The following is a 26935-nucleotide window of genomic DNA, read 5'->3' on the forward strand; positions in this document are numbered from 1 at the left end:
AAAGAAATGTAAGTTTTTATTGTCAGTTCTGGATAAATTTAAAAGCCATTTCGCTTATAAAATGGCCTTTAAAAAGTTTATTGTTTTAAATATTAATCATTACCTAATACAAATCATGTTTCTTCCTTGCGATTTAGCTCTGTACAAAGCGCTGTCGGCGGCACACATTAATGCTTCAGATGTTCTATATTGGTTATTGTATTCACACGCTAAGCCTTGGCTAACACTAATTTTAACGTTGTCAGGTAGGCCTATTTCTCTAAAGTTTAAATTTAAAATTCTATCTTGAATACGCTTGGCTATCATCTCAGCGTTTGAAATATGAGATCGCGGTAATACCACGGCAAACTCTTCTCCACCATATCGGGCAACTAAGCTGTCTTTTGACGGCAGGCATTCTTCAATTGTTTTTGCTACTTTTTGCAAGCATTTGTCACCTTTTACATGCCCAAAGTTATCGTTAAATAATTTAAAATAATCAATATCAATCAATATAAAACTTAATGGTTGCTTGTTCATTAGACATGTTTGCCAATCTTTGTGGATTGTTTTTTCTAACGTTCCACGATTTGCAATACCCGTTAGGTGATCGAGCTTTGAAAGTGTTTCGAGTACTTTATACTTTTTTATGTGTTTAGAAATGTCATGCATGATACAAATAAATAAAGGAGTATTATTAGTTGTTGCTGGTGGAATGCATGAAACCGAAAGTTCTACATCTAAAAAGTTACCATTAGCTTTAATTATTTTTACTTCTTTGGGGCCATGATTTAGCGGCGTTTGATAATTGTTTTTCCAACTTTCAAACATGTATTCGTAATCGTCACGGTATTGCTCTTGTAAAAAATGCTGCCACTTTTTACCAATTAATATATCTGAAGGAACATTAAAAAATCGTGCAGCTACCGGGTTTACCGATTCAAAAACACCGTGTGCATTCACAATAAATATAGCATCGGCCATCACGTTAGTGACATTAATAATCGCGCTTATTTTTTCATTGTTAACACGCTCAGAAAGGCTGTTTACTAATGTTGATACAGCGATATTTTCGTTATTTAGTTTGCTGTGTTGATTATTGTTAGACATGGCAGTTGCTCATTTTTATTGTTAATGAAACTTGATGTCTAGCAGTGTATTCAATTTATGGGTTTTAAACCTTTCGGTAATCTTCTTTTTTAAGTTGTTGTTTTATTGGTTATTATTGGTTGATAGCTAAGGGGGGTTATAAATTAATTACACAGGCATAAATTAGTCCTGTGCAATTTAAAAATAAGTATTACTAATTAGAGTTCTTTTTCATTCTTAACTTGTGGATCAGCGCTTTCATATTTATTGCCATTACATTCAACGTTAAAAATTAAGCATACAGAGCCATTATTTTCATCTGTGTCGGTAATGATAATTGTGTGGCCGTTGTCACTTACTTTATAGCTGAAGTCTTGGGCGCATGGTTTTTGTGTGTCGATATCGGTGATAGTAGCGCCAGTAAATACGAAACCATTTTGAATTGTGGCGTCGTCTAAATTATAGTTGCCAGCGGTTTCAGTTCTTACAACACCACCGCCAGTAGCGGGTTCGCCATTTTTTGTATAGCTAAAAATAGCTTCACTGTTGTTAAGTTTAATATTTACTTGAAAGTCGACATTTTCTAGGGTGTTATTCATATTATTTCCTTTATGAGTAATTATAGTTGGAAGTTCGTAATGCCTAATTTAACTAGGCTTGTTTTTATTTCTGATATCTCGTCTTCCCTGTTTAAACAGGTATAAGCTTGTACTAGTGGGTATGTTATTTTTACGCTCTGACTTATTTTTGCAGCTTCAGAAATAGCTTTGATAGCGCTTAAGCAAAATTGCTCTCGCTGTTTATTATTTGTAGCTAAGTTTGCTTTGATTAAGTTTATTCTTGTATATACTAAGTAATCACCAGTTTTAGTTAGGTTGGATAATTGATGTTTGTAGTTTTCATTATTCTCAAGCTCAGTTAATAACTTCTGCGCTTTGAGTGATGATTGTCTATTTATAAAATATTGAATCAGTGTAATTTGTGTATTAATAGTGCTGGTATTTTTAAAATTTTGAGATTTTAAAAAATTAATTATTTTTTCAATTGTTGAGTCAGTAGCTTCATCAGTAGATAGCATTAGTGAAAGTGCTAAAGAGCGATAATACATAAGCTGAAATTTATTGTTTTTTGGATCTTGTACTAAAGCTTCATTGATAACTTGATTAGCCAAGCTGGCTTTTTTATGTGCCATCCGTTTATCACTCAAATAGCTCAGTAAATAACTTTGTTGCATATATAGGTTTGCTGATGTGTAAAAAAGGCTTGCATCACTAGGGTAGTTAGCAATCAATTTTGTGATTACTTTAACTGCAGCTTCTAATATATTAACTGCTTCATTAAAGTTACTTAGCCTCTCTTCTGTTTTTGCAAGCCAACTAATTGTATCGGATTTATCTCGAAGTAAGTCTTTGTTATTAGGTTTCAGTTCAAGCGCTTTATTCTTAAGTAAAAGTGACTCTGCAAAGTTCTTTTTTGCAGCGCTGTAGTTAGATTTTTTTATGTATAAAGAACCTAAAGAATTAGATGAATACGATAATTCCATAATGGAGTTAAAATCATTGGCTGCCAGCGCATACATTTTTTTACTGTAATCGTGGTATCTTTTAAACATTTGCTCAGTAGCTTGATGATCATTTTGATCATAAGCTAATTGACCAAGCCAAAAGGCATTGGCGCCTGCAAGCGTGAGTAGCTCTAAGTTGTTTGGCTGAATTTTTAATAATGCCTCAAGGCGAATGCGGGCGTTTTCAAAGGCGGTGAAGGCCTCAATGGTTTTTCCGCGCGAATAGGCCACTTCCCCCATAGCCTCAAGGGTTTGTGCGTACTGAAAACGGTTGTTAAATTGTGCTTTATTATTGCTAAAGCTAAAAAGTGAACTTGAATCGTCAGTTTGATCAGTAAAATACTCAAGTGCTTTATTACTAATACCATCAAGTAAGTCCATACGTTCAACGCTACGTAATTTATCCGCAAAGTCGCCGACCATAAACCCGAGTAAGCTTTCGGCTTCTTGGCGTTTTTGCTGTGCAAGTTGCTGTGCTTGATAGCTGGTAAAACTCATAAACAGGGCTACGCAGGTAAGTAAAAAAAGCAAAGCGACCGTGCCACGTTTTATGGTTGTTTTTGTTTTACTATGCTTAAGAGAGCTGGCTATAAGGGCGTGTTCGTCATCGTCTAATTTAAATAGCTTATCATTAAGTAATAGCTGCGCTTCTTGTAGCGGTTTACCTGGTGCAAGGAGGTAAGCACTACTTTTATCTTCATCTATCCAATTTTGTGCTTGGTGTTGTAAGCGGCTTTTTATTGCTAATGCATCTTTGTGATCGCTTATCCACTGCTCTGCTCGTGGCCACTGGCGTAATAAGGCTTCGTGCGCAAGGCTAAAACAGGCTTCGCCATTTTGTAAGTGCGATACAAATAAGCGGCTGTCGACCATGGCTTGTACAAGCTCTTTTTGGCTGATGTTTGTTAATGCTTGCCAGCGGGCTGCGCGGCTAGTGACGGTTTTACCGTCAGGGTTTAGCGTTACTAATTGCGATAACACGCTTTTTAGTTGCTGCTGTTGCTCGTTACTAAGGGCAATAAATACATCTTCTGCCTTCTTACCTATGGCGCCCTCAATACCACCGAGCTTTGTGTAAATACTGTGCAGTAGCTCGTTGTTGCCACTGCGCTGTAAGTACAGCTCTTGCAGAGTGTATTGCAGCATGGGCAGTGCATCGGGGTTATTGGCGGTGTCGGCGCAAAGTATTTCATCCAGTGGTGTTTTAGTGTGTGGGTCTTGTGAGAACGATAAATTAGCGGTTATTGCTGGCATGCGAATAATTTGTTGTAGTTCGTGCCTGTTTGGTGGTGTTAAGTCGTAATGTGCGCCATGAGCTTTACCTGCCATAAGGCTTGGTTGCTCAACAACTAAAGGGTAAAAGTCGTTTCTACATGCACTGAATACAATGACTGCTTTAGACGTTGCTAAGCGTTCAATAACCGATAAAAATTGGCTACGTGTTTCGTTATCAAATAAAGGTGATGAAAGTAGGACCTCTAAACGATCTATGAACAAAAATAATTTCGGGTTTTTGAGTGTTGTTACCGTTTTAGTTAGGGCATTTGTTAAAGTATGAATAACGTTATTGGTGTTTTGCGTTAATTGCTGGGCGAGTGTTTCGGCACTTAAACCATCAAATACAGGAAGGTTATTTATATCCCAATCAAGCATGGCAGACGCTAAGTCTAAATAAAGTCGACTGTGGTCAATATCTGCAAAATCTAGATGAGTATACGAAACAACACCAATCCCGTTGTAGCCGCGTTCATCAAGCAGTTTAGGTAAAATGCCTGCGTTCACTAAGGATGATTTTCCAGTACCACTTGGACCTAAAATTAAGCAAAAAGCGCGACCAAAATTCACTTGGCTAGCCACTCTTTCCAATAAAGTGGTAATAGCCTGATTTCGGCCAAAAAACAGGTGATTATCGGTTGTATTATAAGCGCTTAATCCTAAGAAGGGGGAGCCACCTTGCCAGCTTGTTACTTTGGGGGCTTCTTCACTTAAAGGAAAGTCTAACTTTGCAATAATACGGTAGCCACGTTTTCTTATTGTTTCTATGTATTGTGGTGCACTTGCTTTATCGCCAAGAGCTTTACGTAACTGTGTGATTGTTTTATGTAACGGATTATCACCTACTTCAATATTTTTCCAACAGTGGTTAAGTAGTTCGTCACTGCTAACAAGCTCCCCTTTTTTTGAGCATAAATAGATCAAAACATCCATGGCTTTTGGTTCTAGCTGCTTGTTTTTACCAGCATGTTGAATGCTGTTTGATAGGGGGCTTACCTGCCAATCGCCTAAATAAAATGGGCTGAGGTTCATAGTGACTCATTGTTGTTTTTGTTGATCTAAATATGTATCGGCTTGTTAAGCTGTAACTTTATAGTACAGAAAAAATGGCAAATCAGTATGGCTTTTAGTCAGTGGTGTTGAGTTATTTTAACGCCAGCCCTTGGCCAGACCAGCGTTGTATTTACAGTTATAGGTCGTTTTTATTTATGGTAACAACACGTTGCGGGAAAGGAATTTCGATATTGGCATCGTTAATGGCTTTGTACACTCCACCGTTTATAGCTAACTTTGTTTCTATAATTTTCGTGGTGGGTACCCAGTATCGGTAGCTAAGGGTAACGCCGCTATCGGCAAAGCGCTCAATGCCTATTTGCGAGTGCGGGTTTTGAGCAACTAACTCGTGTGCGTTGAGCACCTCTTCAATAAGATTAATAGCGGTATCAGCACATGCGCTATAGGCAATATCTATTTCACCCTTAACTAACGAGTAACTAAATGAGTTATGAATTATTTCGCCCATTATATGTTTGTTAGGGATGGTGATTTCTACTTTTTCTTCATCTATTAAAATGGTGTAGCCAAGCTCTATAGTTTTAACTTGACCGCTTACATTTTTAACTTCAATGGTATCGCCAACTACAAAAGGGCGTGTAGCGATAATGGCAAGGCCAGCACCATAATTAGACAGCATGCCCTGTAGTGCTAAACCTGCACCCAAAGAAGCTGCGCCTATTGCCGCCACAAAGGGAGTAACACTTATCCCTATCTTGCCAAGCGCTATAATAATAACCATAACAATAAGCAGTACTTTTACAACACTACTAACAAAGTTTGTAAGCGTAATATCCACATTATGGCGAGTCATTAAATTGGCGACTATTTTAGATAGTTTTTGTGCTATCCAAAGGCCAATCAACAATATAAAAACAGCCCCTACAATTTGCATGCTGTAGGTAACTAAATACTCAGTGAGCATGTTGTAATACTTTTCAAACTGTTCGATTTCAGAACTGATCATTATGGGCTCTTAACTCGTGTAATTAAATTTTTGTAAACTATAGCAAACTGTTTACTAAAAAAGGATAGAGGAGTGGGACTATTATGGCGGTTAGCAATGCACTGAGCGCCATAGCTACTGATGAAAATGCACCTATTTTAGGGTGTTCAGCAAGTGCCGCTGCTGTCCCAATAGCGTGGCAGGCCGTCCCCATAGCAACACCTTGGGATTCATGACTGCCTATTTTTACCAATTTAAACAGCATGAAACCAAATAATGCCCCTAATAAGCCAATAAAAATAACCATAGCGGCGGCCAAAGAGCTGATCCCCCCCAATGAATCTGTAACAATTAACGAAATAGGCGTTGTGACGCTAAGTGCCGCCACAGAGGCACTTAACTCAGAAGGAACCTTAAAAAATACACTTAATAAAAAAGCCACAAAAGTTGCATTTACAATACCTAAACTGCAAGTACCTAGTATGAGTAATAGATTTTTACGTACGTGAATAAACTGCTGATACAAAGGTAGCGCTAATGCGACAATGGCGGGCTCTAAAAGCCAGCTTAGTAGCTGGCTATGATGGGCAAACTTGGAGTAAGGCAGGTTTAAGTTAATCAATAACAAAGCAATAACGGCAATACTTAAAAAAACAGGGTTTGTAATTGACTTTAAAGCACTGCTTTTCATGCGTACGTTAAACGCCCTAAGCAGTAAAAACAAAGCAATAATTATAGGAACACATAACCACCAAATGTCAGGCTTTAATTCAGTCATTGTTTTTTCTGCCTTTGAAAAAAACCATCACTGAGCTAACTAGTAATAATGTACTTGCTGGCACAATAAAAATAACAGACATTAAAAAAGGCCAATTAGATTTTATAAGGTTTAGGTGTTCAATAAAGCCAACGCCAGCGGGAATAAAAAAAATAGGCATAACATTTAAAATTGGAAAGGCACAAGGCTTTAGGTGTTGCTCTTCTACTATGCCTGCTAGCAGCAACGCTAATAAAATAACCATAGCGAGTAAAGGGGCAGGAAAGCTGCCTCCTATATAATGCATAATAAGTTTAGCGCAGGCTAAACACAGCAAAATGATTGCGCTACTTAAAAGGTATTTCATCATTATTACTCAATTTAATAGGGTACATTTAGTTTAACAATCAATAACAGCGTGTACATTGTGCCTTAGTATTACCGCTATTAATGCATTACCACCGTTTGGCGTTTTTGTATTTTATATCGGATTTACCTTTTGCTTTTGCAATGGCTTTTTTTGTATTTGGGTTTACTAGTAAACGAATTTGACTCCAGGTTTCTTTTGCGAGTATTTTTCGTTGCCGTGACTTGTAGCTTAATTGTGTAATACGTTTAATGGCAGCTAGGGTATCGGGGGAGCGTTCAAGTAATGTACTTAGTAGTGTTTGGGTTGCAAGTTCGGTGTTGTTTGTTAGTTGTGTGACCAGTCCAAGCTCGTTTGCTTGCTCTGCAGTTATAGGGGTTGCATGGCTTGCAAGTAAAAGTGCTTGGTCGCGTTTAACAAGTCCGCCCATCATTACATTTGCCCCCATGTCAGGGCAAAGCCCCCAGCGAGCTTCCATTATGGCTAGCTTGGCGTCATTGTGTACAATTCTGTAATCTGCTCCTAACGCTATTTGTAACCCTCCTCCTAAGCAGTTGCCATTAATCTGTGCAATAACAGGTACGCTTAACGACTGCCAGCCCAGTACTACTTTTTGCGCTAAGTTTTGGTTGCCGGGTAACCACTTAAACAGTAATTTTATGATATTTAAAGGTGAGGCCATAACTGCGGCAATATCAAGCCCTGAACAAAAATGATCGCCATCCCCCTTTATAATTACCGCACGAATAGTACGATCCTTTTTTATATTTTTAATCGTGTTATTTAACGACATAAACATGGCAAAGTTTAATGCGTTTTGTTTATCAGCTCGACTCAAGGTAACCGTTGCAATACCGTCTTGCTTTTCTAGTTTTATCATTATTAACTCCTCTGACCTGTTGCTTGAGCTTATGCGGTTACAAAAGGGAAGTAAAGTGATGTGGTTTTTAAAATAGATTGAATTTATTTGTAAATGAGCAGTCTGAATGACTTGGTTTTATTTTGATAATTAACAAAGTGTGGTTTGAGGTTAAAAAAGTCAGGTTTTTAAACGCTTTTTTATCAAATAGCTAATCAGATTTGATAACATACCGCCAATTATTAAGGTTAAGGTTACGCAACTATGTCGGGTCCACGTTTATTTACAATCGAAGAAGCAACACATCAAGCTTATGATATTTTTTTAGAGTTAGCACCGAGTAACTTAAGTGATGACGACGTTGAAAACTTTAATGAATATCGAGAAGACCTTGGCTTTATTGAAGAAGATGAACCTGACGACCAGTGGCAAGATTTTGTAGCGCTTGAAATTGAGCCAGAACACTTTATTCAAGTGTTAGTGGGTTTAGAGTTTGATAATGAAGATGTGCTATTTGCAAAAATTTTAATTAGTCGTGATAAAGACGCTCCGTTTTGCCATATTTTATGGAAAGAAAGTGAATAAGCCCCACTGCTTGTTTATTTTTTATTAAGTGGCGAGAGAGAATGTTGCGTAAGTACTTATTTATAATTTTTATTTTAATTAGTAGCTCTTGCTGGGCTGTTGATCCATTTGAAGATTTTCATGAGTATGGGCAGCTTTCTGACGAAGAGATCCATGATTTGCACAAAGGTGAAATGCTTTACGGCGATACTGAGTTTGGGTTTATTTTGTCTCGGGGAAATATTAATTCAACCAGCTTTAAGCTCAAAGGTAACCTGTACCAAGATTTTGAAAAGTGGCGAAACCAATTTAAAATTGACACCCTCTATAAGCGCGACGAAAATGACGACACTGGAGACAGCGACGTAACTGCAAACCGTGTATTTGTATCTGCACAAGGTAACTATAAAGTAGGCGTTAAAAACTCATCGTTCTTTATTTATGGCGATTACGAGGAAGATCAGTTTAGTGGCCTTAAATTTAAGAGCACCATTGCAACGGGGTATGGCGCACGTGTTTACCAGGGCACTAAGAACAAAGTCGATATTGATATAGGGCCTGGTCTGTATCGTTCGGTGGCTGATGAAGACTCAACGGTAAGTGATAGCGAAGAAAATAAAACCGGTTACTTACTTCGTGTTGCTATGCAATGGGAACGACTGGTTTCAAAACGCACTCGTTTTAATCAAGATGTGAGTATAGAGCAGTCATTGTCAGGGTTAAATTCACGATTAAAATCTGAAACTGCGCTGATTAGTCAGGTTATAGGGGCGGTGTCTCTTAAGTTTGCTTATATGTATCGTTATAATTCAAAACCAGAAGATGATAAACTTAAGTTTGATTCTGAGCTCAGTGCTACATTAGTGTATAGCTTTTAAGTATTTATTTAATTAGAGAATTATATGTATCAGCATAAACAGTATGCAGTGTTTATCTTTTTTGTTTTGACCTGGATTGGTGGTTTTGTAGCACTTGCGTGGAACTTAATAGGGGCAGATTGGCCGTTAATTATTTTTGCAGGGGTGTTGGTGCTGGTGGGCTTTTTGTTTCATGGCTTAACAGTTAAAGTAGACGATAAAACAATTAGCTGGGGATTTGGCCCGGGCGTGGCTGGCCAGCAAATTATGCTCAGCGATATTTCAGAGGCAAAAGCAGTTCAAAACTCATACAGACATGGTATTGGTATTCGAATAACGCACGATGGGTGGGTTTATTCCGTGTCTGGATTTAGTGCTGTTCAGTTAGCGCTTAACGATGGCACCTTGTATAGAGTGGGTACAAACGATCAGCAAGGGTTATTAGACGCGCTAAAAAAACAAAACGTAACAATGGCGAAGCCTCAAAAGCAACAAAGCGAGCCCAAAGTGGTCAAACGCAATAACATGATATAAAAAAAGCGCCTTAGGCGCTTTTTTACATCTGTAAGTTAGTGGTCGTGACCACACCCACCTTCGCCATGAACATGGCCATGGGTAAGCTCATCAGCTGTTGCATCTCGTACTTCAAGTATTTCAACATCGAAGTTTAGTGTAATACCTGCAAGCGGGTTATTGCCATCAACAATGACCTCTTCATCTTGAATATCAATAATCATTACTGATTGGTCGCCATCATCTGTTGATGCGCGAAATTGCATACCTACTTCAATTTCCATACCCTCGAACATCGATTTTGGCACAGCTTGCATTAGGTTGTCATGGCGTTCACCGTAACCATCTTCAGGTTCTACTTTTACGCTTAGCGTGTCACCAGGTTGCTTACCTAGTAGTGCGTTTTCAAGGCCTGAAATTAGATAACCAGTACCCACAATAAAATGTAGCGGCTCACCACCGAACGAGTTATCAATGCTGTTACCATCATTATCCATCACTGAATAATGCATTTTTACCACTTTGTTTGCCGCAACGATCATAGTCATTCCTATTTATTCATCATCTAAAGAGTAGGGCAGAGGCAGAATGTTTAGCTCTACCTGAGGCGCGTGTTTTGCACGAAGTACTTGCGTTGTTTCAGTATCGTTTGGCAACACAACAAGGCCAGTTAAGATCTTTGTTTTTTCATCAAAGCTTTGCGCAATAAGCTTACCAGCACGACGCCAGTTTTCACCCAGTTGTACTTCAAGTTCGGGTTCGTCCAGCATACTTTCACTTTGGCCTGATACGATATACATGGCTCGCTTATTTTTACCAAGGTATTTCATACGGGCTACAGTTTCTTGCCCTGTATAGCAGCCTTTTTTAAAGCTGATTCCACCAATGGCTTGTAAATTAACCATTTGCGGCACATATTCACCAATTGCATCACTGCTCAGCTGTGGCTCGCCAGCTAAAATTGCTGCTTGCTGCCATGGTGCATCGTTATCAAGCGTTAAAACGCTATCCGGGATTGCAAACTGACTGTCAACCATAAGCAACACTCGGTTATCAGCCAGCTTCAATGCTTTACCGTTATCAAAGTCACACGCTATTATATTGTCGTCAAAAGCAATACCCAGCTCTGTTAAAATCGTAGATAAGTCATCACCAATAAGGCCAATTAACCGGTTTGAAGACGCACTTATGTCTACTTTTGCAAATACTGCGTATTTTTTTAGCTCAACTAACGATTGCTCTACCTCAGCACTACTGCCAGATAAGTAGTAACTGTCTTGGTGAGAAAATAGCTTAAATACGCCCCAAAGTTTTCCTTTGGCGCTACAGTGGCCGGTCCATAAAAAATTGCTGTTGGTTAGTTTATTTAGATCTTGAGTAATTTGCCCGTGCAGATAAGATAATTTATCAGCACCTGTAAGGCTAATAAGTTGGTGAGATAACGGACATGCGTAAACGCTAGACATAAAAACCTTCTTTGCAATACAAATGAAGTGACATAATAACGCAGTTGCTACGTATGGTACAGACAAGCACCCGCAGGGGTGTATTTATTTTATAGTTGATTAATAGCTGCTAAACCGGCTTGTGTTTGTTAAACTCGAGTCAATTCAGTATGAGGTTTAAAATGGTTGAAATTCATAGTAAAGCACGTATTCGTTGGGCTTGTCGTCGTGGTATGTTAGAGCTAGATGTTTTGTTTATGCCGTTTGTAGAAGAAGCATACGATTCTTTAAATGCAGAGCAACAAGCTATTTTTCAGCGCTTGTTAACACAAGAAGATCCTGATCTATTTGCATGGTTTATGGGCCATGAAAAATGTAAAGATGAGCAGCTAAATAGTATGGTACAACTCATATTAAACAGAGTTCGTGTATAGGTTCACTGTAAAAAATAATAAAGCAGACCACAAACCCATTGTGGTCTTTTTTTGTGTACTTACTTTAATAATGTGTTTATTTTTAAGCTCTTTTTTGGCAATCCTAATATGTATTTTTGCCAACCTAATAACTGGGGTTTTAGTCTGGCGTAAAGTAAAAGCCTGCCAACCGCAAATGGGCGTGATTATTTTAGACCCTAGTTTGTTTAGATTCGAAAATGACGTACATAAAATAGAAGGGCAAATAAGTCCAAAAAGCAAAGTGTTTTTGGGCAGTGTTTGGCTATTTATAAAAGGATTTAATAACAACCATTGGCTTATTATTTCAGCCAATGGTGTTGATAAGCAAAGCTATGCCCGATTAAAACGAGCTGTTTTGAGTGCGGTTAATGGCGCTCAGGGGTCAAAATAGTGGGGGCTGGGTTTTCGTTTTGCTCAGGGTAATCAATTGTGTAATGAAGCCCTCTACTTTCTTTTCTTTGCATTGCACTTCTAATTATTAACTCTGCTACTTGCACTAAATTACGTAGCTCGAGTAAGTTGTTACTTACTCTAAAGTTAGCATAATAGTCATGTATTTCTTGTTGCAGCAACTCAACCCGATGTAGTGCGCGCTCTAAACGTTTAGTTGAACGAACAATACCGACATAATCCCACATAAATAGGCGTAACTCATGCCAATTATGCGTAATGACTATTTCTTCGTCCGAGTTAGTTACACGGCTTTCATCCCATTGCGGCAAGGTCATGGGTTCTGGTGCATGTTCAATTTTGCTTAAAATATCTTTCGCCGCAGCATGGGCAAACACAATACACTCTAATAATGAGTTACTTGCCATTCTGTTTGCACCGTGCAGGCCGGTGTAAGCTACTTCACCAACTGCATATAGATTATCTAAATCTGTTTTACCGTTAAAGTCAGTCATTACACCACCGCAAGTGTAGTGTGCGGCAGGGACAACCGGAATCGCTTCTTTTGTAATATCTAACCCAACACTCAAGCATTTTGCATAGATAGTAGGGAAGTGCTCAATAATAAATTCTTTATCTTTATGGCTAATATCTAAGTAAACGCAATTAGCACCTAAGCGCTTCATTTCAAAATCGATTGCGCGAGCGACTATATCACGAGGGGCTAGCTCTTCACGTTCATCAAAATCTTTCATAAAGCGAGTGCCGTCTGGGCGTTTTAAATACGCACCCTCACCGCGCATTGCCTCGGTAATTAGAAAGTTTTGTAATTCAGGGTGGTATAAGCTGGTGGGGTGGAATTGGTTAAATTCCATATTAGCTACTTTACAGCCAGCTCGCCAAGCCATGGCAATACCGTCACCGCTTGATACATCAGGATTAGATGTATATAAGTACACCTTGCTTGCTCCACCGGTCGCAAGTGCTACAAATTTAGCTGATATAGTTTCGACTTTTTTAGCTTTTTTGTTCCACACATACATACCCTCAACGTGTGTTCCTGCTTTGCCAGTATTTTTATCAGTAATTAAATCAATAGCATTGTATTGCTCAAGTAGAGTGATGTTTTTATGTAATTTTACTTGGCTTATTAATGTTGTTTGAACGGCTTTACCAGTCGCATCGGCGGCATGCAAAATTCGACGATGGCTATGCCCGCCTTCTCGCGTTAGATGAAAACGCTCTTTGCCTTTGCTATCAAATTCCATGTCAAAAGGCACACCTTGGTCAATTAGCCATTGAAGGCAATCGTGTGCATTACTTGCTGTGTAGTGAACAGCTTCACGGTCACATAGGCCGCCGCCAGCATCCAGAGTATCTTCAACATGCGATTCAATACTGTCATTTTTTTTATCAAATACTGCGGCTATGCCACCTTGTGCATAAAGTGTAGAGCCTTCGGTAAGCGCGCCTTTACTAATAACGGTAACGTTACAATAGTTAGCTAATGATAAGGCAAGAGATAAGCCAGCCGCGCCGCTTCCGATAATAGCGACATCTGCGATGTGATGTTTATTTTGGTTCATGTCAGGGGTACTTTGCGGTTACAATGCTTAAATAAAGCAGTATTTGTTTTTAATATTTGTAGTTGTATCATATTTGTCATACCACTATGTAGTGATTTTAATGGCTTAGCGCCGTTATTTATGAACTATTTTATATAAAAATAATATTAAGCAGAACTTTTTATTCATGTCGCGGTCAGAGTATTTGTGAACAATGGCGATAATATGAATAACAAGCAAAAACCAGACATAGGAGTACCGGCTCGAATGAGCGAGCAGGAATTGGATTTAGTGCTAGTAAGAAGAGTGCAGCAGGGCGATAAAAATGCCTTCAATCTATTAGTAAAGAAGTATCAAAACAAAATTGCAGGTTTGATCTCTCGTTATGTATCAAATCAAGGCGATATTGCTGATGTAGCGCAAGAAGCTTTTATAAAAGCTTACCGTGCACTTCCCAACTTTAGAGGCGACAGTGCTTTCTATACTTGGTTATACCGTATTGCCGTTAATTGTGCTAAAAATTATTTAGTTGCTCAGGGGCGTAAGCCGCCAGCCAATGATATTGACGCTGAAGAAGCTGAATTTTATGATTGTGGTGACTCGATGCGTTCAAACGCATCACCTGAAAACCTTTTATTAAGTGAAGAGGTTCGCGCTGTAATTTTTAATACAATTGATAGTTTGCCTGAAGACCTTAAAACCGCAATAACTCTCAGAGAAATTGAGGGTATGAGCTATGAAGAAATAGCTGTGGTAATGGATTGCCCTGTAGGCACAGTACGTTCGCGTATATTTCGTGCCCGTGAAGCAATTGATAACAAATTAAACCCATTAATAGGCGAGTCTTAGTATGACAAAAGCACACCTTAACAAGTTAGATAACGAATCGTTATCTGCATTACTTGATGGCGAGCAGCACCTAGCTGATGCAAAAATTGCAGAGCAAGATGTTTCTACGTTTGGTCGTTATGCGTTAATTGGTGATGCAATGCGTGCTCAAAAAAATAACCACGACATCCATATTGATATTAGCGAACGCGTTGCTCTAGCACTTGAAAACGAGCCTGTTTATGCTGACTTTACCCAGTCGAAAAAGCAGTCTAAAGTGGACGATAAGCCAGACCAAAATAACGTAGTGGCATTTAATTGGCGTAAGCCTGTTGCCCAGCTTGCTATAGCCGCAAGTGTCGCAATGTTTGCGATTGTGGGTGTGAGCACGTTACCGCAAAGTGATCCACAACAAAATGAAATCCCATTACTGCAAACAACACCCTTAACAGGTATGGCGTCACCAGTGAGCTACTCATCTGCGCCCGCTCTTGAAAACGCAGAGCAAGGCTTACGTGAATTGCAACAACAGCGTATTGGCGCGTTAGTATTAGAGCATCAACGTCAAGCACGTGTTGCTAACTCTCTTCAAACAGCGCAAAATGAAACAAAAGCGCAAGAGGAAAAAAACTAATTAAATGAAAGTAATCACTTTTGTTCTGTCGTTGGTATTGAGCTTTACTGCAGTTGCCAACGACTCAAATCCTGCCAAAACGCTATTATTAGAAATGGCTAATGCTGTTCATAATCGTAACTTTGATGCCTCGTTTGTGGTTGTTAAAGGTAAATCAATGGAACCCTATCGATGGGTGCACGCCAAACAGGGTGAAATTGAACTCGAACACTTGAGTTTGCTCAATGGCGCAGGCCTTGAAATGATTAGAGTCAACGACCAGGTAACTTATTTTGAACCTCAGTCTGAACCTTATTCACTAAAAACAGACTCTATTGCAGGGCCTATCCCAGAAGTACTTTTTAAAGACATACAGCGCTTAAGTGAGCACTACGATTTTGTACTTGGCGGAAAAGGGCGTATTGCCGGGCGTGCTGCACAGCTTGTACGTATAGAGTCAAAAGATGAGCACAAATATAACTACTGGATTTGGCTTGATATGGAATCGGCGCTGCTATTAAAAGCTGCTTATGTTAACCATCAAGGAGAGGCTCTTGAACAGCTTCAGTTAACCCATATTAGTGTGACTGAACAACCAGCACCTATGCTATTAGAAGTGTTAAATCGAAATTTTCCTACACCGTTACCTGAAAACGAATTGGAAGGAGTTGATAGTTCGTCAACTAACTGGAAAATAAGCTGGTTACCTGCCGGTTTTGAGCTACTCAAATCGGATAGGCACAAGCTAGATTTGAATAACGAGCTTACGGATTACTATCTATATTCAGATGGGTTTGTTGAAGTGTCGGTATTTATTCAGCGACCACTACCTGGTAAACGTTTAAGTGGTGCACTCACCTCTGGCGCTACAACGGTTTATGTGCATAATGGCGGTAATTTTGATGTATCGGTTGTTGGTAATGTGCCAAGCCTAACTGCAAAGGCAATAGCCGAATCTGTTACGCGCGCTTTATAAACGATTCGTAAGGATTGTTATGATTGAACAAACCCTCACTGTTGTGGCCCTTAGTGGCCACACGGCTCATTTAGAAGCCGAGCAAAAGCAAGCTTGCGCTGGCTGCAACGGTCGTTGCGGCTCCCAAGTATTTAGTAAATTATTTGGCACTGCAAAAAAAACACTCCCTTATAAATTTGAGTCCCCTGTCGAAATAGGCCAGAAAATCACTTTATCCCTTGATGATAGCCATATGGTAAAACACGCATTTGCTGTGTATATGCTGCCGCTTTTTTTAAGTCTTGTTTTTGCACTTGCTACGTCTGAGTTATTACTAATGGGCGAAGGGTGGCAAATATTTGCAGCTGCGGTGGGCGGTGTTTTGGGGTTTTATATTGCAAAAACACGTGTTAAATCGCTCAGGCACGATATAAAAGTAGTAAAAATTCACCCAATTAGTATCCCTTTAACTCAAATAGATGGTGATTGACGCCAATTAAATGTAAAATTGGCGTTTTATACCCAAGTAACTTGGAAATACAGGAAGCTGTGATTTAAAACAATTTAATAAAAGTTAATCAGCATGGTTGCTGTGTGAGCCTTTATTGATTGTTTATATCATTTTTCGTCATTATGTATGTTTTAAATTAATTAACAAAAGCATGCTAAAACAAGTATTTGCAAGTCACTTAGGTATCCATATTTAGTCCTTTAAATAAGAAGTATTGAACTCAGTTTATGAAGCATATCCGTAATTTTTCGATAATCGCCCACATTGACCACGGTAAATCGACCCTTTCAGATCGTTTGATTCAAGTTTGTGGCGGTTTAACCGACCGTGAAATGCAAAAACAAGTTTTAGATTCAATGGATATTGAGCGCGAACGTGGTATTACCATCAAAGCGCAAAGTGTAACGTTGAACTACAAAGCAAATGACGGCGAAACATATCAACTTAACTTTATCGATACCCCAGGGCACGTTGACTTCACCTATGAAGTATCGCGTTCTTTGGCTGCATGTGAAGGCGCATTATTAGTTGTTGATGCAGGACAAGGCGTTGAAGCGCAAACTTTAGCAAACTGTTACACCGCAATTGAAATGGACTTAGAAGTAATTCCTGTATTAAACAAAATCGATTTGCCACAAGCAGATCCATTGCGTGTTGCTGAAGAAATCGAAGAAATTATTGGTATTGATGCTTTAGACGCTGTGCAGTGTAGTGCTAAAACAGGTGTTGGTATTGCCGAAGTACTTGAAATGATCGTCAAAGACATCCCGCCGCCAGTTGGTGAAAAAGATGAGCCTCTACAAGCGCTAATTATTGATTCATGGTTTGACCCATACCAAGGTGTTGTATCGCTTGTGCGCATTAAGCACGGTGAGCTACGCACGGGTGACAAAATTAAAATCATGTCTAACGAGCACATTCATACAGCCGATCAAGTGGGTATATTCACACCTAAGCAGACCAATACAGGTATCTTACGTACCGGTGAAGTAGGTTTTGTTATCGCAGGTATTAAAGAGATTCACGGTGCACCCGTTGGTGATACGATCACACATCAAAGAAACGCAGCACCAGAACGTTTACCTGGCTTTCAAAAAATTAAACCGCAAGTATATGCAGGTATGTTCCCAATTGCGTCTGACGAGTATGAGTCATTCCGTGATGCGCTTAACAAGCTAAGCTTAAACGATGCGTCTTTATTCTTCGAGCCAGAAAACTCAACGGCACTTGGTTTTGGTTTTCGTTGTGGTTTCTTGGGTATGCTCCACATGGAAATTATTCAGGAACGTTTAGAGCGCGAATACGATATTGATTTGATTACAACCGCACCAACGGTAATTTACGAAATCGTAACGAAGGACGAGCGCACTTTCCAAATCGATAATCCGTCTGACTTACCCGCAGTAAATGACATTGTAGAAATTCGTGAGCCGATTGTTGAGGCAAATATATTAGTGCCGCAAGAGTACTTAGGTAATGTAATTACCCTATGTATTGAAAAGCGCGGTAGCCAAACCAAAATGACTTATCACGGTAAGCAAGTTGCAGTAACGTATGAGTTACCAATGGCTGAAGTGGTAATGGATTTCTTCGATAAGCTTAAATCTACAAGTCGTGGTTTTGCATCGCTAGATTATAATTTTAAGCACTTTCAAACCTCAGACATGGTTCGCGTTGATATTTTAATTAATGGTGAACGTGTTGACGCGCTTGCAATTATTGCTCACAGAGACAGTGCGCAATCGCGTGGACGTCAACTTGCTGATGCACTTAAAGAGCTTATTCCGCGCCAAATGTTTGATATTGCAATTCAAGCCGCGATTGGCCAGCATGTTATTGCGCGTACAACTGTAAAACAGCTACGTAAAAACGTAATTGCTAAATGTTACGGTGGTGATGTGAGTCGTAAGAAAAAGCTACTCAAAAAACAAAAAGATGGTAAAAAACGCATGAAACAAGTAGGTAATGTAGAAGTACCTCAAGAGGCGTTTTTAGCTATTTTGAAAGTTGGCAAATAACAACAAAGGATTATAAATGGCTGGTTACTTTTCAATTTTATTGGTGCTGTTAACCTTAGGCTCAGGCTTAATATGGTTAATAGACCACTTAATGTATGCACCAAAAAGGCAAGAGCGTTTAGCGTTAGCACAAACCTCTGCTGGCGCAAAGTTAGATGATGAAACAGCAGCATTAATTGCACCAGAGCCAGTATTAACTGAAACTGCAAAATCGATTTTTCCGATGATTGCTGCTATTACTATTTTCAGATCGTTTATCTTTGAACCTTTTCAAATTCCGTCAGGTTCAATGATGCCAACACTACTCGTGGGCGATTTTATTTTAGTACAAAAGTATTCATACGGTATAAAAGACCCTGTTTGGCGCACTCAATTAGTTGAGATGGACGAGCCAGAACGCGGTGATATTGTTGTTTTTAAGTTTCCTGGTAATGAAACAATTGACTACATCAAAAGAACAATAGGACTACCTGGCGATAAGGTTGTATACCGCGATAAGCACCTATACATTCAGCCAAAGTGTGCTGAAGGTGAAGTAAGCCGCAGTAACTTACAATGTGGTGAGTACAACAAAATTGATATGGAAGTGAAAGATAGAGGCGAGTTTATGCTAAAAGGCATGGAATCGGTTCGAATAAATGAATCGCTAACAGAAGATGGTCACGATATTTTAATTTACCCTGAGGTTCCAGAGAAAAAAGGTCGCTACTTTAGACAAGCTGGTACTCGCACCGATGAGTGGGTTGTACCCGCAGATCACTATTTTATGATGGGTGACAACCGAGATAATAGTGAAGATGGTCGATTTTGGGGATTTGTACCAAAAGAAAACTTGGTGGGGAAAGCTGTCTTTATATGGATGAGTTTTGAATTTGAGAATGGCCCTGATGATGTTTTACCAGGATGGGTTCCAACTGGTGTTCGCTTTGAACGCCTAGGTAATATTCAGTAACAATGAAAAAAAATGTAACAGAGTTATACAACAAAATCGGCTACGAGTTTTCTGATCAAGGTTTACTTGAACAGGCAATGACGCACCGCAGTCACAAAGGTCAGCATAACGAGCGCTTGGAGTTTTTAGGCGACTCAATTTTGAGTTTTGTTATTGCTAATGCACTTTATGCCAAATTCCCTAAAGCACGTGAAGGCGACTTAAGCCGCATGCGTTCAACACTGGTACGTGGTCAAACACTTGCTGAGTTTGGCGTTGAATTTGGTTTAGGTGATTACTTACGTTTAGGCCCAGGTGAGCTTAAAAGTGGTGGATTCCGCCGCGAATCAACACTTGCCGATGCAGTAGAAGCCATCATTGGTGCTGCGTTCTTAGATTCAGGTATTGAGCGTTGCAGCGAGCTTATTTTATCGTGGTACGAATCACGCTTAGATGCTATTTCACCAGGGCTTAATCAAAAAGATCCGAAGACCCTGCTGCAAGAGCATCTACAAGGTCGCAAACTTCCTTTACCAGGTTACACTGTGGTTGATACAAAGGGCCAAGCGCACAATCAAACATTCACGGTTGAATGTATTGTTGATGGAATGGATAGCATAATTTCTGTTGGTAGCTCACGCCGTAAGGCCGAACAAAAAGCTGCTGAAAAAGCATTGAAGATAATTAAAAATGAATCTTGATACCCTAATACAACCTCATGAAGGCGATATTGATACATTTTGTGGCATGATTGCCATTGTAGGACGTCCTAACGTAGGTAAATCGACTTTACTCAATGAGATTATTGAGCAAAAAGTCAGTATTACTTCACGTAAGCCGCAAACAACGCGCCACCGTATTATGGGTATTCATACAGAAGGTAAGCATCAAGCCGTTTATGTTGATACGCCGGGACTTCACATAGAAGAAAAGCGCGCAATTAACCGTTTAATGAATCGAGCTGCGTCTAGTTCGATTGGTGACGTAGAACTGATTATTTTTGTGGTTGAAGGAACACACTGGACTGCTGATGATGAAATGGTACTAAATAAAGTATCGCAAAGCGGTAAGCCAGTGATGTTGGTTATTAATAAAATTGACCAAGTGAAAGACCGTGATTTAGTGCTTCCGCACATGAAGTTATTAGGCGATAAGTTTGACTTTGTGAGCATTATGCCCGTTTCGGCTAAGCAAGGTAAAAATGTTGACCTTATAAAAGACGAAGTAACCAAACGTCTTCCGCCATGTGAGTTTTACTTTCCTGATGACTACGTAACCGATCGTTCGATGCGCTTTATGGCTGCAGAGGTTATCCGTGAAAAGCTAATGCGCTTTATGGGCGAAGAATTACCTTACTCGGTTACTGTTGAAATAGAGCAGTTTAAATGGCAAGAAAATGGTGTTTGGCATATCAATGGGTTAATTTTAGTTGAACGTGAAACACAAAAGCGCATGGTTATTGGTAATAAAGGCGAAAAGCTAAAAGTAATTGGCCGTGAAGCCCGTAAAGACCTTGAAGAAATGCTAGATAACAAAGTATTTTTGGAGCTTTGGGTAAAAGTTAAGTCTGGTTGGGCTGATGACGAACGCGCACTTAGAAGCCTAGGCTATGGTGAAGACTAAAATAGTAAGTAACCTACTTTATGGATAGTGACTTCTATACCGCATATTTATTACACCGACGTCCTTATAGTGACTCACAAGTAATGCTCGATATGCTAGTAGAAGGCGTTGGCCAGCTTAGAATGATCGCACGAATTAGTGGCCGCCAGGCCACTAAACACAAAGCGCAATTACAACCCTTTCAACCTCTACTTGTTCACTATAGTGGTAAGTACGATTTAAAATACATTAATAAATTTGAGCTGCACGGCGCACCGCTTTTTCTATCTGGTGACGAGCTTTATTGTGGGTTTTATTTAAACGAGTTAACAAATAGAATAGTGCCTGTTAATGAGCCTATTGAACAAGCTTATGAGCTTTATAAATCTCATTTAGAAAACTTAAACCGTGGCGCCAATTTGCAATCTGTTTTGCGTTCGTACGAATTTCAATTACTAGAATTATTGGGTTACGGTGTTGATTTCAGTTTTGATACCAACGGTGAGCCAATAGATAAAGCGCTTACGTATAGTTATTTCTCTGAACTTGGGTTTGTTATCCAAGAAGATACTCGCTCAGGTTTTAGCGGTGAACAGCTTCAAGCAATAGCAAATCATGACTTTAGCCGAAAAGATGTGTTATATATGGCAAAACAGTTAAGTCGCTATTTACTAAAACCTTTGTTAGGTAATAAGCCATTAAAAAGTCGTGAGTTATTTACGGCCTCTCAATAAACGTAATTTTACAGGTAAAACAATGAAAGATATTCTTTTGGGTGTAAATGTTGATCACATTGCAACGCTTCGCCAAGCACGAGGAACAACTTATCCTGACCCAGCGCATGCAGCAAGCGTTGCAGAGCACGCTGGTGCAGACGGCATTACCATTCATTTACGTGAAGACCGCCGCCACATTCAAGACCGTGACGTGTACGTAATGGCAAAAACAATTCAAACGCGTATGAACCTCGAAACAGCAGTAACCGATGAAATGATTGCTATTGCTTTAGAGGTGAAGCCTGAATATGTTTGTTTAGTGCCGGAAAAACGAGAGGAATTGACCACTGAGGGCGGTTTAGATGTTGCAGGTAATATAAACAAAATAAAAGCGGCAACTAAAACCCTTACCGATGCAGGGATTAAAGTCTCATTATTTATTGACGCGGATACTGCACAATTAGATGCTGCAAAAGCCTGTGGCGCACCTTATGTAGAAATACACACCGGTGCATACGCAGATGCAACAAACGATAGCGACTTAAGCAAAGAACTTGAACACATTCGTCAAGGTGTACAATACGCAGCAAGTTTAGGCTTAATTGTAAATGCAGGGCATGGTTTAAATTACCATAATGTAAAACCAATAGCGGCTATGCCAGAAATTTATGAGTTAAATATAGGCCACGCTATTATTGCGCGTGCCGCCATTGATGGCCTAGATAAAGCGGTGCGTGATATGAAGCGCCTAATGATTGAAGCGCGGATTTAACTTCAATTATAAATAGCTGTTTTAACTTAACAATCAGGTATGAGTGTTAAGGACTAATTGAAAGACGCGCTTAAAGCACGTCTTTTTTGTTTTTACTGTCCATTTTTGCGTCAACCAATAGGTTTTCCAGCTCATCTTGTAGCTCAAAAAGTTCAGGTTCTATATTTTCGAGCACGCACTCATTTTTAAGTGAAGTCTCAATAGTTTCAGCTAACGATTTTAATTTCGGTACACCGGTGTAGCAACACGCACCATGAAATTTATGCACAATGCTGAGTACTTGTTCGCAATCTTCATTATCAATAGCTTTAGTTAGTAAATTAAGCGTTTCTGGTACGCTTAAAAGCAGCATATTAAGCATTTCAAGCGCCAATTCGTTTTTTCCACCAGCCCGTTGTAATGCAAGGGGCCAATCTATTCGGCTACTCTCAAAAGGCGCTGGACTTTGTGGTATTTCATTTTTGCTTTTTTCACGGTTTATTGGCGTTTGTGGGCTGTGGTCGCTAATAATTTGTTTAAGTGTATCTTCATCAATAGGCTTGGTTAAATACCCTTTAAAGCCATCTTTCAGTAGTTGTTCTTTTTCACTATGCAAGGCATGCGCAGTAACTGCAATTATAGGTGTATCTTCATTAAGGGATGACTCTTGGATAAGTTTACATGCGGTTATGCCATCCATTATCGGCATTTGAATGTCCATAAAAATAACATCATACTTATGGCTTTTACTTAAACTATAAGCTTGTGAACCATTATGAGCAGTATCAATTACTTCAACCTGTTCATCGAGCAATGTACATATAAGTTTTAAGTTAGCATCGTTATCATCAACAACCAGCACTTTAAGCGGTAATAATTTTTGCTCGCTCTGCTCTATATTATGAACAGGATGGTCGAGTCTATATGGTGCGGCAAGCACTTCACATAACTTACGATGATTAAGCGGCTTACTTAAGCAAGCGTCTGCACCGCTGCCAATAAACGCCTCACGCATATTATGTGAAACGGTATTAAGCATTAAATATAAATAGTCGGTCGAGTCTCTTACCGTTTTTACATAGCCTTTTAATAGTTGCATGTGATCAACCGATGCCATGTGACCAATTAAACAAATATCAAATTTAGTTTGGGTATTTTCTACGGCCGATAAAAAGCTGGCTTCGTTAAAGCATGGCGTTACATTTGCTTGCCACTCAGTCAATAAAGACAGTACAGCATGATGCGTATGCTCGTGCGGCTCAAGGTATAAAATACGCTTACCAATGAGTGACTTACTTGGTAGATCGTTTGTAAATACGTGATTAGGCAGTCTAAAAACACTATTAAATGTAAAACACGTTCCGTTACCAGGCGCTGAGTTTAACGATATTCGACCATTCATCGCTTCAACAATATGTTTCGTGATAATCAGGCCGAGGCCGGTACCCCCAAATTTGCGCGTAATGCTTGAATCTGCTTGGCCAAAAGGAGTAAACAATGAATCTTGCTTATCCATTGGTATACCCACACCGGTATCTGTTACCGACACTAAAACAGAGGCACTTTCTTCATCAAGTAAGCGGTAGCTAATATCTACTTTTATAGAACCTTGCTCGGTAAATTTAATTGCGTTACTTAATAAATTAATAAGTACTTGTTTAAAGCGAGTAGGATCGCCAGTCAAATCGTCAGGGACTTGTGGGTTTATATAAATAGAGAGCTCAAGCTGTTTTTCATGGGCGCTTGGGGCAAGCAATGTCATTACTTCATTTACCGCATCGCGCAATTGAAATTGAATCGATTCAAGTTCCATCGCTCCAGCTTCTAGTTTAGAAAAATCTAAAATATCGCTGATAATAGTCATTAAACTATTAGCCGATAACATGATTGTATCTAGGTAATCTTTTTGATGCTTGTTCAGTGGTGTTTTATAAAGCTGGCGGGTAAATCCCATTACACCATTAAGTGGTGTACGCAACTCGTGACTCATTTTTGCTAAAAAGTCTGACTTAACACGGTTGGCATCTTGTGCTTCTTTTTTTGCCATAGTGAGCTGAATATTTTGCGTTTCATATTGTTCAAGCGTTTCACGATAATCACTGGTTGCTTGGTCAATATTTTTTTGCATTTCGTCTTTTTGCATTACCATAGTATCGGCTATGGTATTTAACCCTTCACGAAGAATATCAAATTCACCCAACATGGTATCGGTAAGGCCAGTACTTCTTTTTCCCTCAACGAGTTTGTCTGTTGCAAGCACTAACTTATTTAAAGGGGTCATGAACATGCGGCTAAGTTTAAATGCCATAATTGCCGCTAATACCAAAGATAAAATAATAACTATGCCACTAATAAGTAAGGCGCGTTGTTGGCCTATAACGGCTTTATCTTTGTTTAGCTGTAAAATGACCGTACCTAACGATGTTTGAAAGGCTGAAGCGTCCCATTGAGTATTAGGTGAAGAATGACCAACAATTGGCGTATAGAAGGTAATTATATCTTTTGAGGATTCTATTTTTGTGGCTTTAAGTGATGCAAGAGACGCTTGATTGATTAATTCATCGAATGAGCGGTGGTAATTACTCGTCATCAACAGTTCGTTGTTAGTGTCAAATATAGCAATTGACTTAATAGACGGGGAGTGCCGATTATGTGTAAAACTGATTAAACGATTTAGTAATACTTTATTTTTATCAAGAAGCGGTTGTTCTAAGGCAATCGCTAAAGGCTCCGAAATAGTTGCACCTTGCTGATATAAAATTTCATCAAGCTCAATGTAACGATTTACTGTAAAATAACCACCAAGCAGCAATCCAATGATCACCGTGGGGATCAGGGTCAAAGTTAAAACAGAATCACGTAAGCCTAATTTGGTCATAGTGGGAGCATTATTATCATTATTAGTATGTTTTGAGTATATACGTTTCGATGCCTATTCTCAAAGCTTCACCTACACGTGATTAGTTACGAGTTTTAACCTAAATAAATGTAAGGTAATGCCACATGGCGCAAATTTTTAAAGCGAAAAAAAAACCTCTTCAGCAAAAGTCAGTGGTGCTCGATATAACAAATATGGATCACCAAGGCCGTGGCATAGCAAAATATAACAATAAAGTGTGCTTCGTCGCAGGCGCATTACCGGGCGAGAAAGTAAAAGCGACCCTTGTTGATGATAAGGCGCGTTACAGTAGTGCAATTACACACAAAGTGATTAAAGCAAGTGAAGCCAGAGTAGCGCCTTTTTGTGAGCATTATAACCATTGTGGAGGCTGTCAATTACAGCATTTAGATGTAAACCAGCAAGTAGTTGAAAAGCAAGCCGCAGTTGAACAGCTTTTCGAAAAATTTGCCAAGCAAACAAATTTAAACTGGCAAGCTCCATTATTAAGTAGTTCAACGCATTATAGGCGAAGTGCACGGATAGCGGTTATGTTTGATAAGGCCGCTAAAAAAATGCGTATAGGGTACAGAGCGAGTGGTTCAAAAAATATTGTAAGTATTAATAAGTGTGCAGTTTTGACTGACGCCTATGAAACTGTTTTTACACTCTTTGATGAATTAATTAATCACAATAAGTCATTACACAGTATAAGCCACCTGCAATTATGCCAAAGTGAAACGCATAACTTTGTAGTTATTCGTCACACTAAAGCAATTAGTGATGAAGTAAAAGCTGTGGTCATAAAAGCCTGTACGCCTTACAAATACTCAGTTATTTGGCAAAGCGAAAGTGATGTAATTGACCATACTAATATTACTATGCCTTACTATTACCTAGATGAATTTAAACTAAAATTTGAGTTTGGTTTGGATAATTTTATTCAAGTTAATGCTCAAGTTAATCAAGCTATGTTAAAACAATCGGTAGATTGGCTTGGTTTAAGTGGTAATGAAAATATATTAGATTTATTTTGTGGTATTGGTAACTTTTCACTTGTGCTGGCAAAACAAGCAAAAACGGTGATTGGTATAGAAGGTGTTGCTTCTGCGGTTGCAATGGCCGCGCAAAATGCGCAAACTAACTCTATCAGTAACGCGCAGTTTCATTGTTTTGATTTAACGCAAAAAATACAAAATGCGCAGTGGTTTAATAAAAACCTAGATGTGTTGGTATTAGACCCTTCACGTACTGGTGCAATGGCTATATTAGAGCAATTACCTTTAAAGCAATTTAAAACAATTTTATACGTCTCTTGCGACCCTGTTACCCTAGCCCGTGACAGCGCTATTATTTCGCAAGCAGGCTTTGAGCTCAACAAAATTGGGCTAATGAATATGTTTCCTCATACTGGGCATATTGAAACTATGGCGTTATTTCAACGGAGGTAAAGC

Annotated in this window: 27 protein-coding genes; 16 read left to right on the forward strand and 11 right to left on the reverse strand. The window is 39.2% G+C overall.

Annotated elements, in window-relative coordinates:
* Window positions 1–99 precede the first annotated feature (99 nt).
* The 7 genes from AC27JL_RS02400 to AC27JL_RS02430 form a co-directional block, all read right to left on the reverse strand.
* Window positions 100–1089, reverse strand: a complete 990-nt coding sequence (locus tag AC27JL_RS02400; RefSeq protein ID WP_039036533.1) for a sensor domain-containing diguanylate cyclase — start codon at window positions 1087–1089, stop codon at window positions 100–102.
* Window positions 1090–1286: 197 nt separating this feature from the next.
* A complete protein-coding gene (locus AC27JL_RS02405; RefSeq protein ID WP_008132792.1) occupies window positions 1287–1667 on the reverse strand; it encodes a DP-EP family protein in 381 nt (126 codons plus the stop codon).
* Window positions 1668–1687: 20 nt separating this feature from the next.
* Window positions 1688–4939, reverse strand: coding sequence for an nSTAND1 domain-containing NTPase (locus tag AC27JL_RS02410; RefSeq protein ID WP_487194724.1), 3252 nt, complete (start codon window positions 4937–4939; stop codon window positions 1688–1690).
* A 157-nt stretch (window positions 4940–5096) separates the two neighbouring features.
* On the reverse strand, window positions 5097–5927 hold the full coding sequence (locus AC27JL_RS02415) for a mechanosensitive ion channel family protein (RefSeq protein WP_008132787.1): 831 nt from the start codon (window positions 5925–5927) through the stop codon (window positions 5097–5099).
* A 37-nt stretch (window positions 5928–5964) separates the two neighbouring features.
* On the reverse strand, window positions 5965–6684 hold the full coding sequence (locus AC27JL_RS02420) for an LrgB family protein (RefSeq protein WP_487194725.1): 720 nt from the start codon (window positions 6682–6684) through the stop codon (window positions 5965–5967).
* Window positions 6677–7030: a CidA/LrgA family protein gene (locus tag AC27JL_RS02425; protein ID WP_487194852.1), complete on the reverse strand. Its 354-nt coding sequence runs from the start codon at window positions 7028–7030 to the stop codon at window positions 6677–6679. Before AC27JL_RS02425 ends, AC27JL_RS02420 begins: the two co-directional genes overlap by 8 nt.
* Before the next feature lie 88 nt (window positions 7031–7118).
* Window positions 7119–7910: a crotonase/enoyl-CoA hydratase family protein gene (locus AC27JL_RS02430; protein WP_487194726.1), complete on the reverse strand. Its 792-nt coding sequence runs from the start codon at window positions 7908–7910 to the stop codon at window positions 7119–7121.
* A 243-nt stretch (window positions 7911–8153) separates the two neighbouring features.
* Here AC27JL_RS02430 and AC27JL_RS02435 point away from each other — a divergent pair, with 243 nt between their 5' ends.
* Genes AC27JL_RS02435 through AC27JL_RS02445 form a run of 3 tightly spaced genes read left to right on the forward strand, consistent with a single transcriptional unit; the run spans window position 8154 to window position 9844 of the window.
* Window positions 8154–8474, forward strand: a complete 321-nt coding sequence (locus AC27JL_RS02435) for an HI1450 family dsDNA-mimic protein (RefSeq protein WP_006794135.1) — start codon at window positions 8154–8156, stop codon at window positions 8472–8474.
* 41 nt (window positions 8475–8515) lie between these two features.
* Window positions 8516–9331, forward strand: a complete 816-nt coding sequence (locus AC27JL_RS02440) for a DUF481 domain-containing protein (protein ID WP_006794136.1) — start codon at window positions 8516–8518, stop codon at window positions 9329–9331.
* A gap of 24 nt (window positions 9332–9355) precedes the next feature.
* Window positions 9356–9844: a hypothetical protein gene (locus AC27JL_RS02445; RefSeq protein WP_487194728.1), complete on the forward strand. Its 489-nt coding sequence runs from the start codon at window positions 9356–9358 to the stop codon at window positions 9842–9844.
* Window positions 9845–9879: 35 nt separating this feature from the next.
* Here AC27JL_RS02445 and AC27JL_RS02450 read toward each other — a convergent pair whose 3' ends face one another.
* Window positions 9880–10365 carry an FKBP-type peptidyl-prolyl cis-trans isomerase gene (locus AC27JL_RS02450; RefSeq protein WP_487194730.1) on the reverse strand — a complete coding sequence of 162 codons (486 nt, stop codon included), beginning with the start codon at window positions 10363–10365 and terminating at the stop codon, window positions 9880–9882.
* A 12-nt stretch (window positions 10366–10377) separates the two neighbouring features.
* Window positions 10378–11289, reverse strand: coding sequence for a tRNA-modifying protein YgfZ (gene ygfZ / locus AC27JL_RS02455; protein WP_008132772.1), 912 nt, complete (start codon window positions 11287–11289; stop codon window positions 10378–10380).
* Window positions 11290–11450: 161 nt separating this feature from the next.
* On the opposite strand from ygfZ, the gene AC27JL_RS02460 reads away from it, so the two are divergent.
* Window positions 11451–11702, forward strand: coding sequence for an FAD assembly factor SdhE (locus AC27JL_RS02460; RefSeq protein WP_006794140.1), 252 nt, complete (start codon window positions 11451–11453; stop codon window positions 11700–11702).
* Window positions 11703–11772: 70 nt separating this feature from the next.
* Window positions 11773–12114 carry a hypothetical protein gene (locus AC27JL_RS02465; protein WP_487194731.1) on the forward strand — a complete coding sequence of 114 codons (342 nt, stop codon included), beginning with the start codon at window positions 11773–11775 and terminating at the stop codon, window positions 12112–12114.
* On the opposite strand, the gene nadB is transcribed toward AC27JL_RS02465, so the two are convergent.
* Entirely contained in the window at window positions 12089–13699 is a 1611-nt protein-coding gene (gene nadB / locus AC27JL_RS02470; RefSeq protein ID WP_487194732.1) for an L-aspartate oxidase, read from the reverse strand. The two genes, AC27JL_RS02465 and nadB, sit on opposite strands and share 26 nt — an antisense overlap.
* Before the next feature lie 246 nt (window positions 13700–13945).
* Between nadB and rpoE the strand changes: the two genes are divergently transcribed.
* The 10 genes from rpoE (at window position 13946) to pdxJ (ending at window position 22624) form a co-directional block, all read left to right on the forward strand.
* Window positions 13946–14527 (forward strand): RNA polymerase sigma factor RpoE, encoded by a 582-nt coding sequence (rpoE, locus tag AC27JL_RS02475; protein ID WP_006794143.1) that lies wholly within the window; start codon window positions 13946–13948, stop codon window positions 14525–14527.
* A 1-nt stretch (window position 14528) separates the two neighbouring features.
* The gene (locus tag AC27JL_RS02480) at window positions 14529–15140 is read left to right on the forward strand and encodes a sigma-E factor negative regulatory protein (protein WP_039036542.1); all 612 of its coding nucleotides are present in this window, start codon (window positions 14529–14531) and stop codon (window positions 15138–15140) included.
* 4 nt (window positions 15141–15144) lie between these two features.
* Window positions 15145–16095: a MucB/RseB C-terminal domain-containing protein gene (locus tag AC27JL_RS02485; protein WP_039036543.1), complete on the forward strand. Its 951-nt coding sequence runs from the start codon at window positions 15145–15147 to the stop codon at window positions 16093–16095.
* A 19-nt stretch (window positions 16096–16114) separates the two neighbouring features.
* Window positions 16115–16564, forward strand: a complete 450-nt coding sequence (locus AC27JL_RS02490; RefSeq protein ID WP_006794146.1) for a SoxR reducing system RseC family protein — start codon at window positions 16115–16117, stop codon at window positions 16562–16564.
* 248 nt (window positions 16565–16812) lie between these two features.
* Window positions 16813–18603 (forward strand): translation elongation factor 4, encoded by a 1791-nt coding sequence (gene lepA, locus AC27JL_RS02495; protein WP_006794147.1) that lies wholly within the window; start codon window positions 16813–16815, stop codon window positions 18601–18603.
* A 16-nt stretch (window positions 18604–18619) separates the two neighbouring features.
* Window positions 18620–19555 carry a signal peptidase I gene (lepB, locus tag AC27JL_RS02500; protein ID WP_008132752.1) on the forward strand — a complete coding sequence of 312 codons (936 nt, stop codon included), beginning with the start codon at window positions 18620–18622 and terminating at the stop codon, window positions 19553–19555.
* Between the two features lie 2 nt (window positions 19556–19557).
* Window positions 19558–20235: a ribonuclease III gene (rnc, locus tag AC27JL_RS02505; RefSeq protein ID WP_006794149.1), complete on the forward strand. Its 678-nt coding sequence runs from the start codon at window positions 19558–19560 to the stop codon at window positions 20233–20235.
* Window positions 20225–21157: a GTPase Era gene (gene era, locus AC27JL_RS02510; RefSeq protein WP_010555866.1), complete on the forward strand. Its 933-nt coding sequence runs from the start codon at window positions 20225–20227 to the stop codon at window positions 21155–21157. Before rnc ends, era begins: the two co-directional genes overlap by 11 nt.
* A 20-nt stretch (window positions 21158–21177) precedes the next feature.
* A complete protein-coding gene (recO, locus tag AC27JL_RS02515; protein ID WP_010555867.1) occupies window positions 21178–21870 on the forward strand; it encodes a DNA repair protein RecO in 693 nt (230 codons plus the stop codon).
* A gap of 22 nt (window positions 21871–21892) precedes the next feature.
* Window positions 21893–22624 (forward strand): pyridoxine 5'-phosphate synthase, encoded by a 732-nt coding sequence (gene pdxJ, locus AC27JL_RS02520; RefSeq protein ID WP_276755415.1) that lies wholly within the window; start codon window positions 21893–21895, stop codon window positions 22622–22624.
* 70 nt (window positions 22625–22694) lie between these two features.
* Here the strand turns inward: pdxJ and barA are convergent, their stop codons facing one another.
* Window positions 22695–25481, reverse strand: a complete 2787-nt coding sequence (gene barA, locus AC27JL_RS02525; protein WP_010555869.1) for a two-component sensor histidine kinase BarA — start codon at window positions 25479–25481, stop codon at window positions 22695–22697.
* A 125-nt stretch (window positions 25482–25606) separates the two neighbouring features.
* Between barA and rlmD the strand changes: the two genes are divergently transcribed.
* Entirely contained in the window at window positions 25607–26932 is a 1326-nt protein-coding gene (gene rlmD, locus AC27JL_RS02530) for a 23S rRNA (uracil(1939)-C(5))-methyltransferase RlmD (protein WP_039036545.1), read from the forward strand.
* Window positions 26933–26935 lie beyond the last annotated feature (3 nt).

This window comes from Pseudoalteromonas sp. 4NS20-0020 (assembly GCF_057554385.1).

What these genes read in the sequence shown, in the direction of transcription:
- AC27JL_RS02435 (WP_006794135.1), top strand. Translation starts at nt 8,154, where the DNA reads ATGTCGGGTCCACGTTTATTTACAATCGAAGAAGCAACACATCAAGCT.
- AC27JL_RS02450 (WP_487194730.1), bottom strand. Translation starts at nt 10,365, where the DNA reads ATGATCGTTGCGGCAAACAAAGTGGTAAAAATGCATTATTCAGTGATG.
- lepB (WP_008132752.1), top strand. Translation starts at nt 18,620, where the DNA reads ATGGCTGGTTACTTTTCAATTTTATTGGTGCTGTTAACCTTAGGCTCA.
- AC27JL_RS02465 (WP_487194731.1), top strand. Translation starts at nt 11,773, where the DNA reads ATGTGTTTATTTTTAAGCTCTTTTTTGGCAATCCTAATATGTATTTTT.
- AC27JL_RS02490 (WP_006794146.1), top strand. Translation starts at nt 16,115, where the DNA reads ATGATTGAACAAACCCTCACTGTTGTGGCCCTTAGTGGCCACACGGCT.
- AC27JL_RS02415 (WP_008132787.1), bottom strand. Translation starts at nt 5,927, where the DNA reads ATGATCAGTTCTGAAATCGAACAGTTTGAAAAGTATTACAACATGCTC.
- rlmD (WP_039036545.1), top strand. Translation starts at nt 25,607, where the DNA reads ATGGCGCAAATTTTTAAAGCGAAAAAAAAACCTCTTCAGCAAAAGTCA.
- rnc (WP_006794149.1), top strand. Translation starts at nt 19,558, where the DNA reads ATGAAAAAAAATGTAACAGAGTTATACAACAAAATCGGCTACGAGTTT.
- AC27JL_RS02425 (WP_487194852.1), bottom strand. Translation starts at nt 7,030, where the DNA reads ATGAAATACCTTTTAAGTAGCGCAATCATTTTGCTGTGTTTAGCCTGC.
- AC27JL_RS02410 (WP_487194724.1), bottom strand. Translation starts at nt 4,939, where the DNA reads ATGAACCTCAGCCCATTTTATTTAGGCGATTGGCAGGTAAGCCCCCTA.
- AC27JL_RS02440 (WP_006794136.1), top strand. Translation starts at nt 8,516, where the DNA reads ATGTTGCGTAAGTACTTATTTATAATTTTTATTTTAATTAGTAGCTCT.
- AC27JL_RS02400 (WP_039036533.1), bottom strand. Translation starts at nt 1,089, where the DNA reads ATGTCTAACAATAATCAACACAGCAAACTAAATAACGAAAATATCGCT.
- barA (WP_010555869.1), bottom strand. Translation starts at nt 25,481, where the DNA reads ATGACCAAATTAGGCTTACGTGATTCTGTTTTAACTTTGACCCTGATC.
- AC27JL_RS02480 (WP_039036542.1), top strand. Translation starts at nt 14,529, where the DNA reads ATGACAAAAGCACACCTTAACAAGTTAGATAACGAATCGTTATCTGCA.
- AC27JL_RS02460 (WP_006794140.1), top strand. Translation starts at nt 11,451, where the DNA reads ATGGTTGAAATTCATAGTAAAGCACGTATTCGTTGGGCTTGTCGTCGT.
- era (WP_010555866.1), top strand. Translation starts at nt 20,225, where the DNA reads ATGAATCTTGATACCCTAATACAACCTCATGAAGGCGATATTGATACA.
- recO (WP_010555867.1), top strand. Translation starts at nt 21,178, where the DNA reads ATGGATAGTGACTTCTATACCGCATATTTATTACACCGACGTCCTTAT.
- AC27JL_RS02405 (WP_008132792.1), bottom strand. Translation starts at nt 1,667, where the DNA reads ATGAATAACACCCTAGAAAATGTCGACTTTCAAGTAAATATTAAACTT.
- pdxJ (WP_276755415.1), top strand. Translation starts at nt 21,893, where the DNA reads ATGAAAGATATTCTTTTGGGTGTAAATGTTGATCACATTGCAACGCTT.
- AC27JL_RS02485 (WP_039036543.1), top strand. Translation starts at nt 15,145, where the DNA reads ATGAAAGTAATCACTTTTGTTCTGTCGTTGGTATTGAGCTTTACTGCA.
- AC27JL_RS02430 (WP_487194726.1), bottom strand. Translation starts at nt 7,910, where the DNA reads ATGATAAAACTAGAAAAGCAAGACGGTATTGCAACGGTTACCTTGAGT.
- lepA (WP_006794147.1), top strand. Translation starts at nt 16,813, where the DNA reads ATGAAGCATATCCGTAATTTTTCGATAATCGCCCACATTGACCACGGT.
- nadB (WP_487194732.1), bottom strand. Translation starts at nt 13,699, where the DNA reads ATGAACCAAAATAAACATCACATCGCAGATGTCGCTATTATCGGAAGC.
- rpoE (WP_006794143.1), top strand. Translation starts at nt 13,946, where the DNA reads ATGAGCGAGCAGGAATTGGATTTAGTGCTAGTAAGAAGAGTGCAGCAG.
- ygfZ (WP_008132772.1), bottom strand. Translation starts at nt 11,289, where the DNA reads ATGTCTAGCGTTTACGCATGTCCGTTATCTCACCAACTTATTAGCCTT.
- AC27JL_RS02445 (WP_487194728.1), top strand. Translation starts at nt 9,356, where the DNA reads ATGTATCAGCATAAACAGTATGCAGTGTTTATCTTTTTTGTTTTGACC.
- AC27JL_RS02420 (WP_487194725.1), bottom strand. Translation starts at nt 6,684, where the DNA reads ATGACTGAATTAAAGCCTGACATTTGGTGGTTATGTGTTCCTATAATT.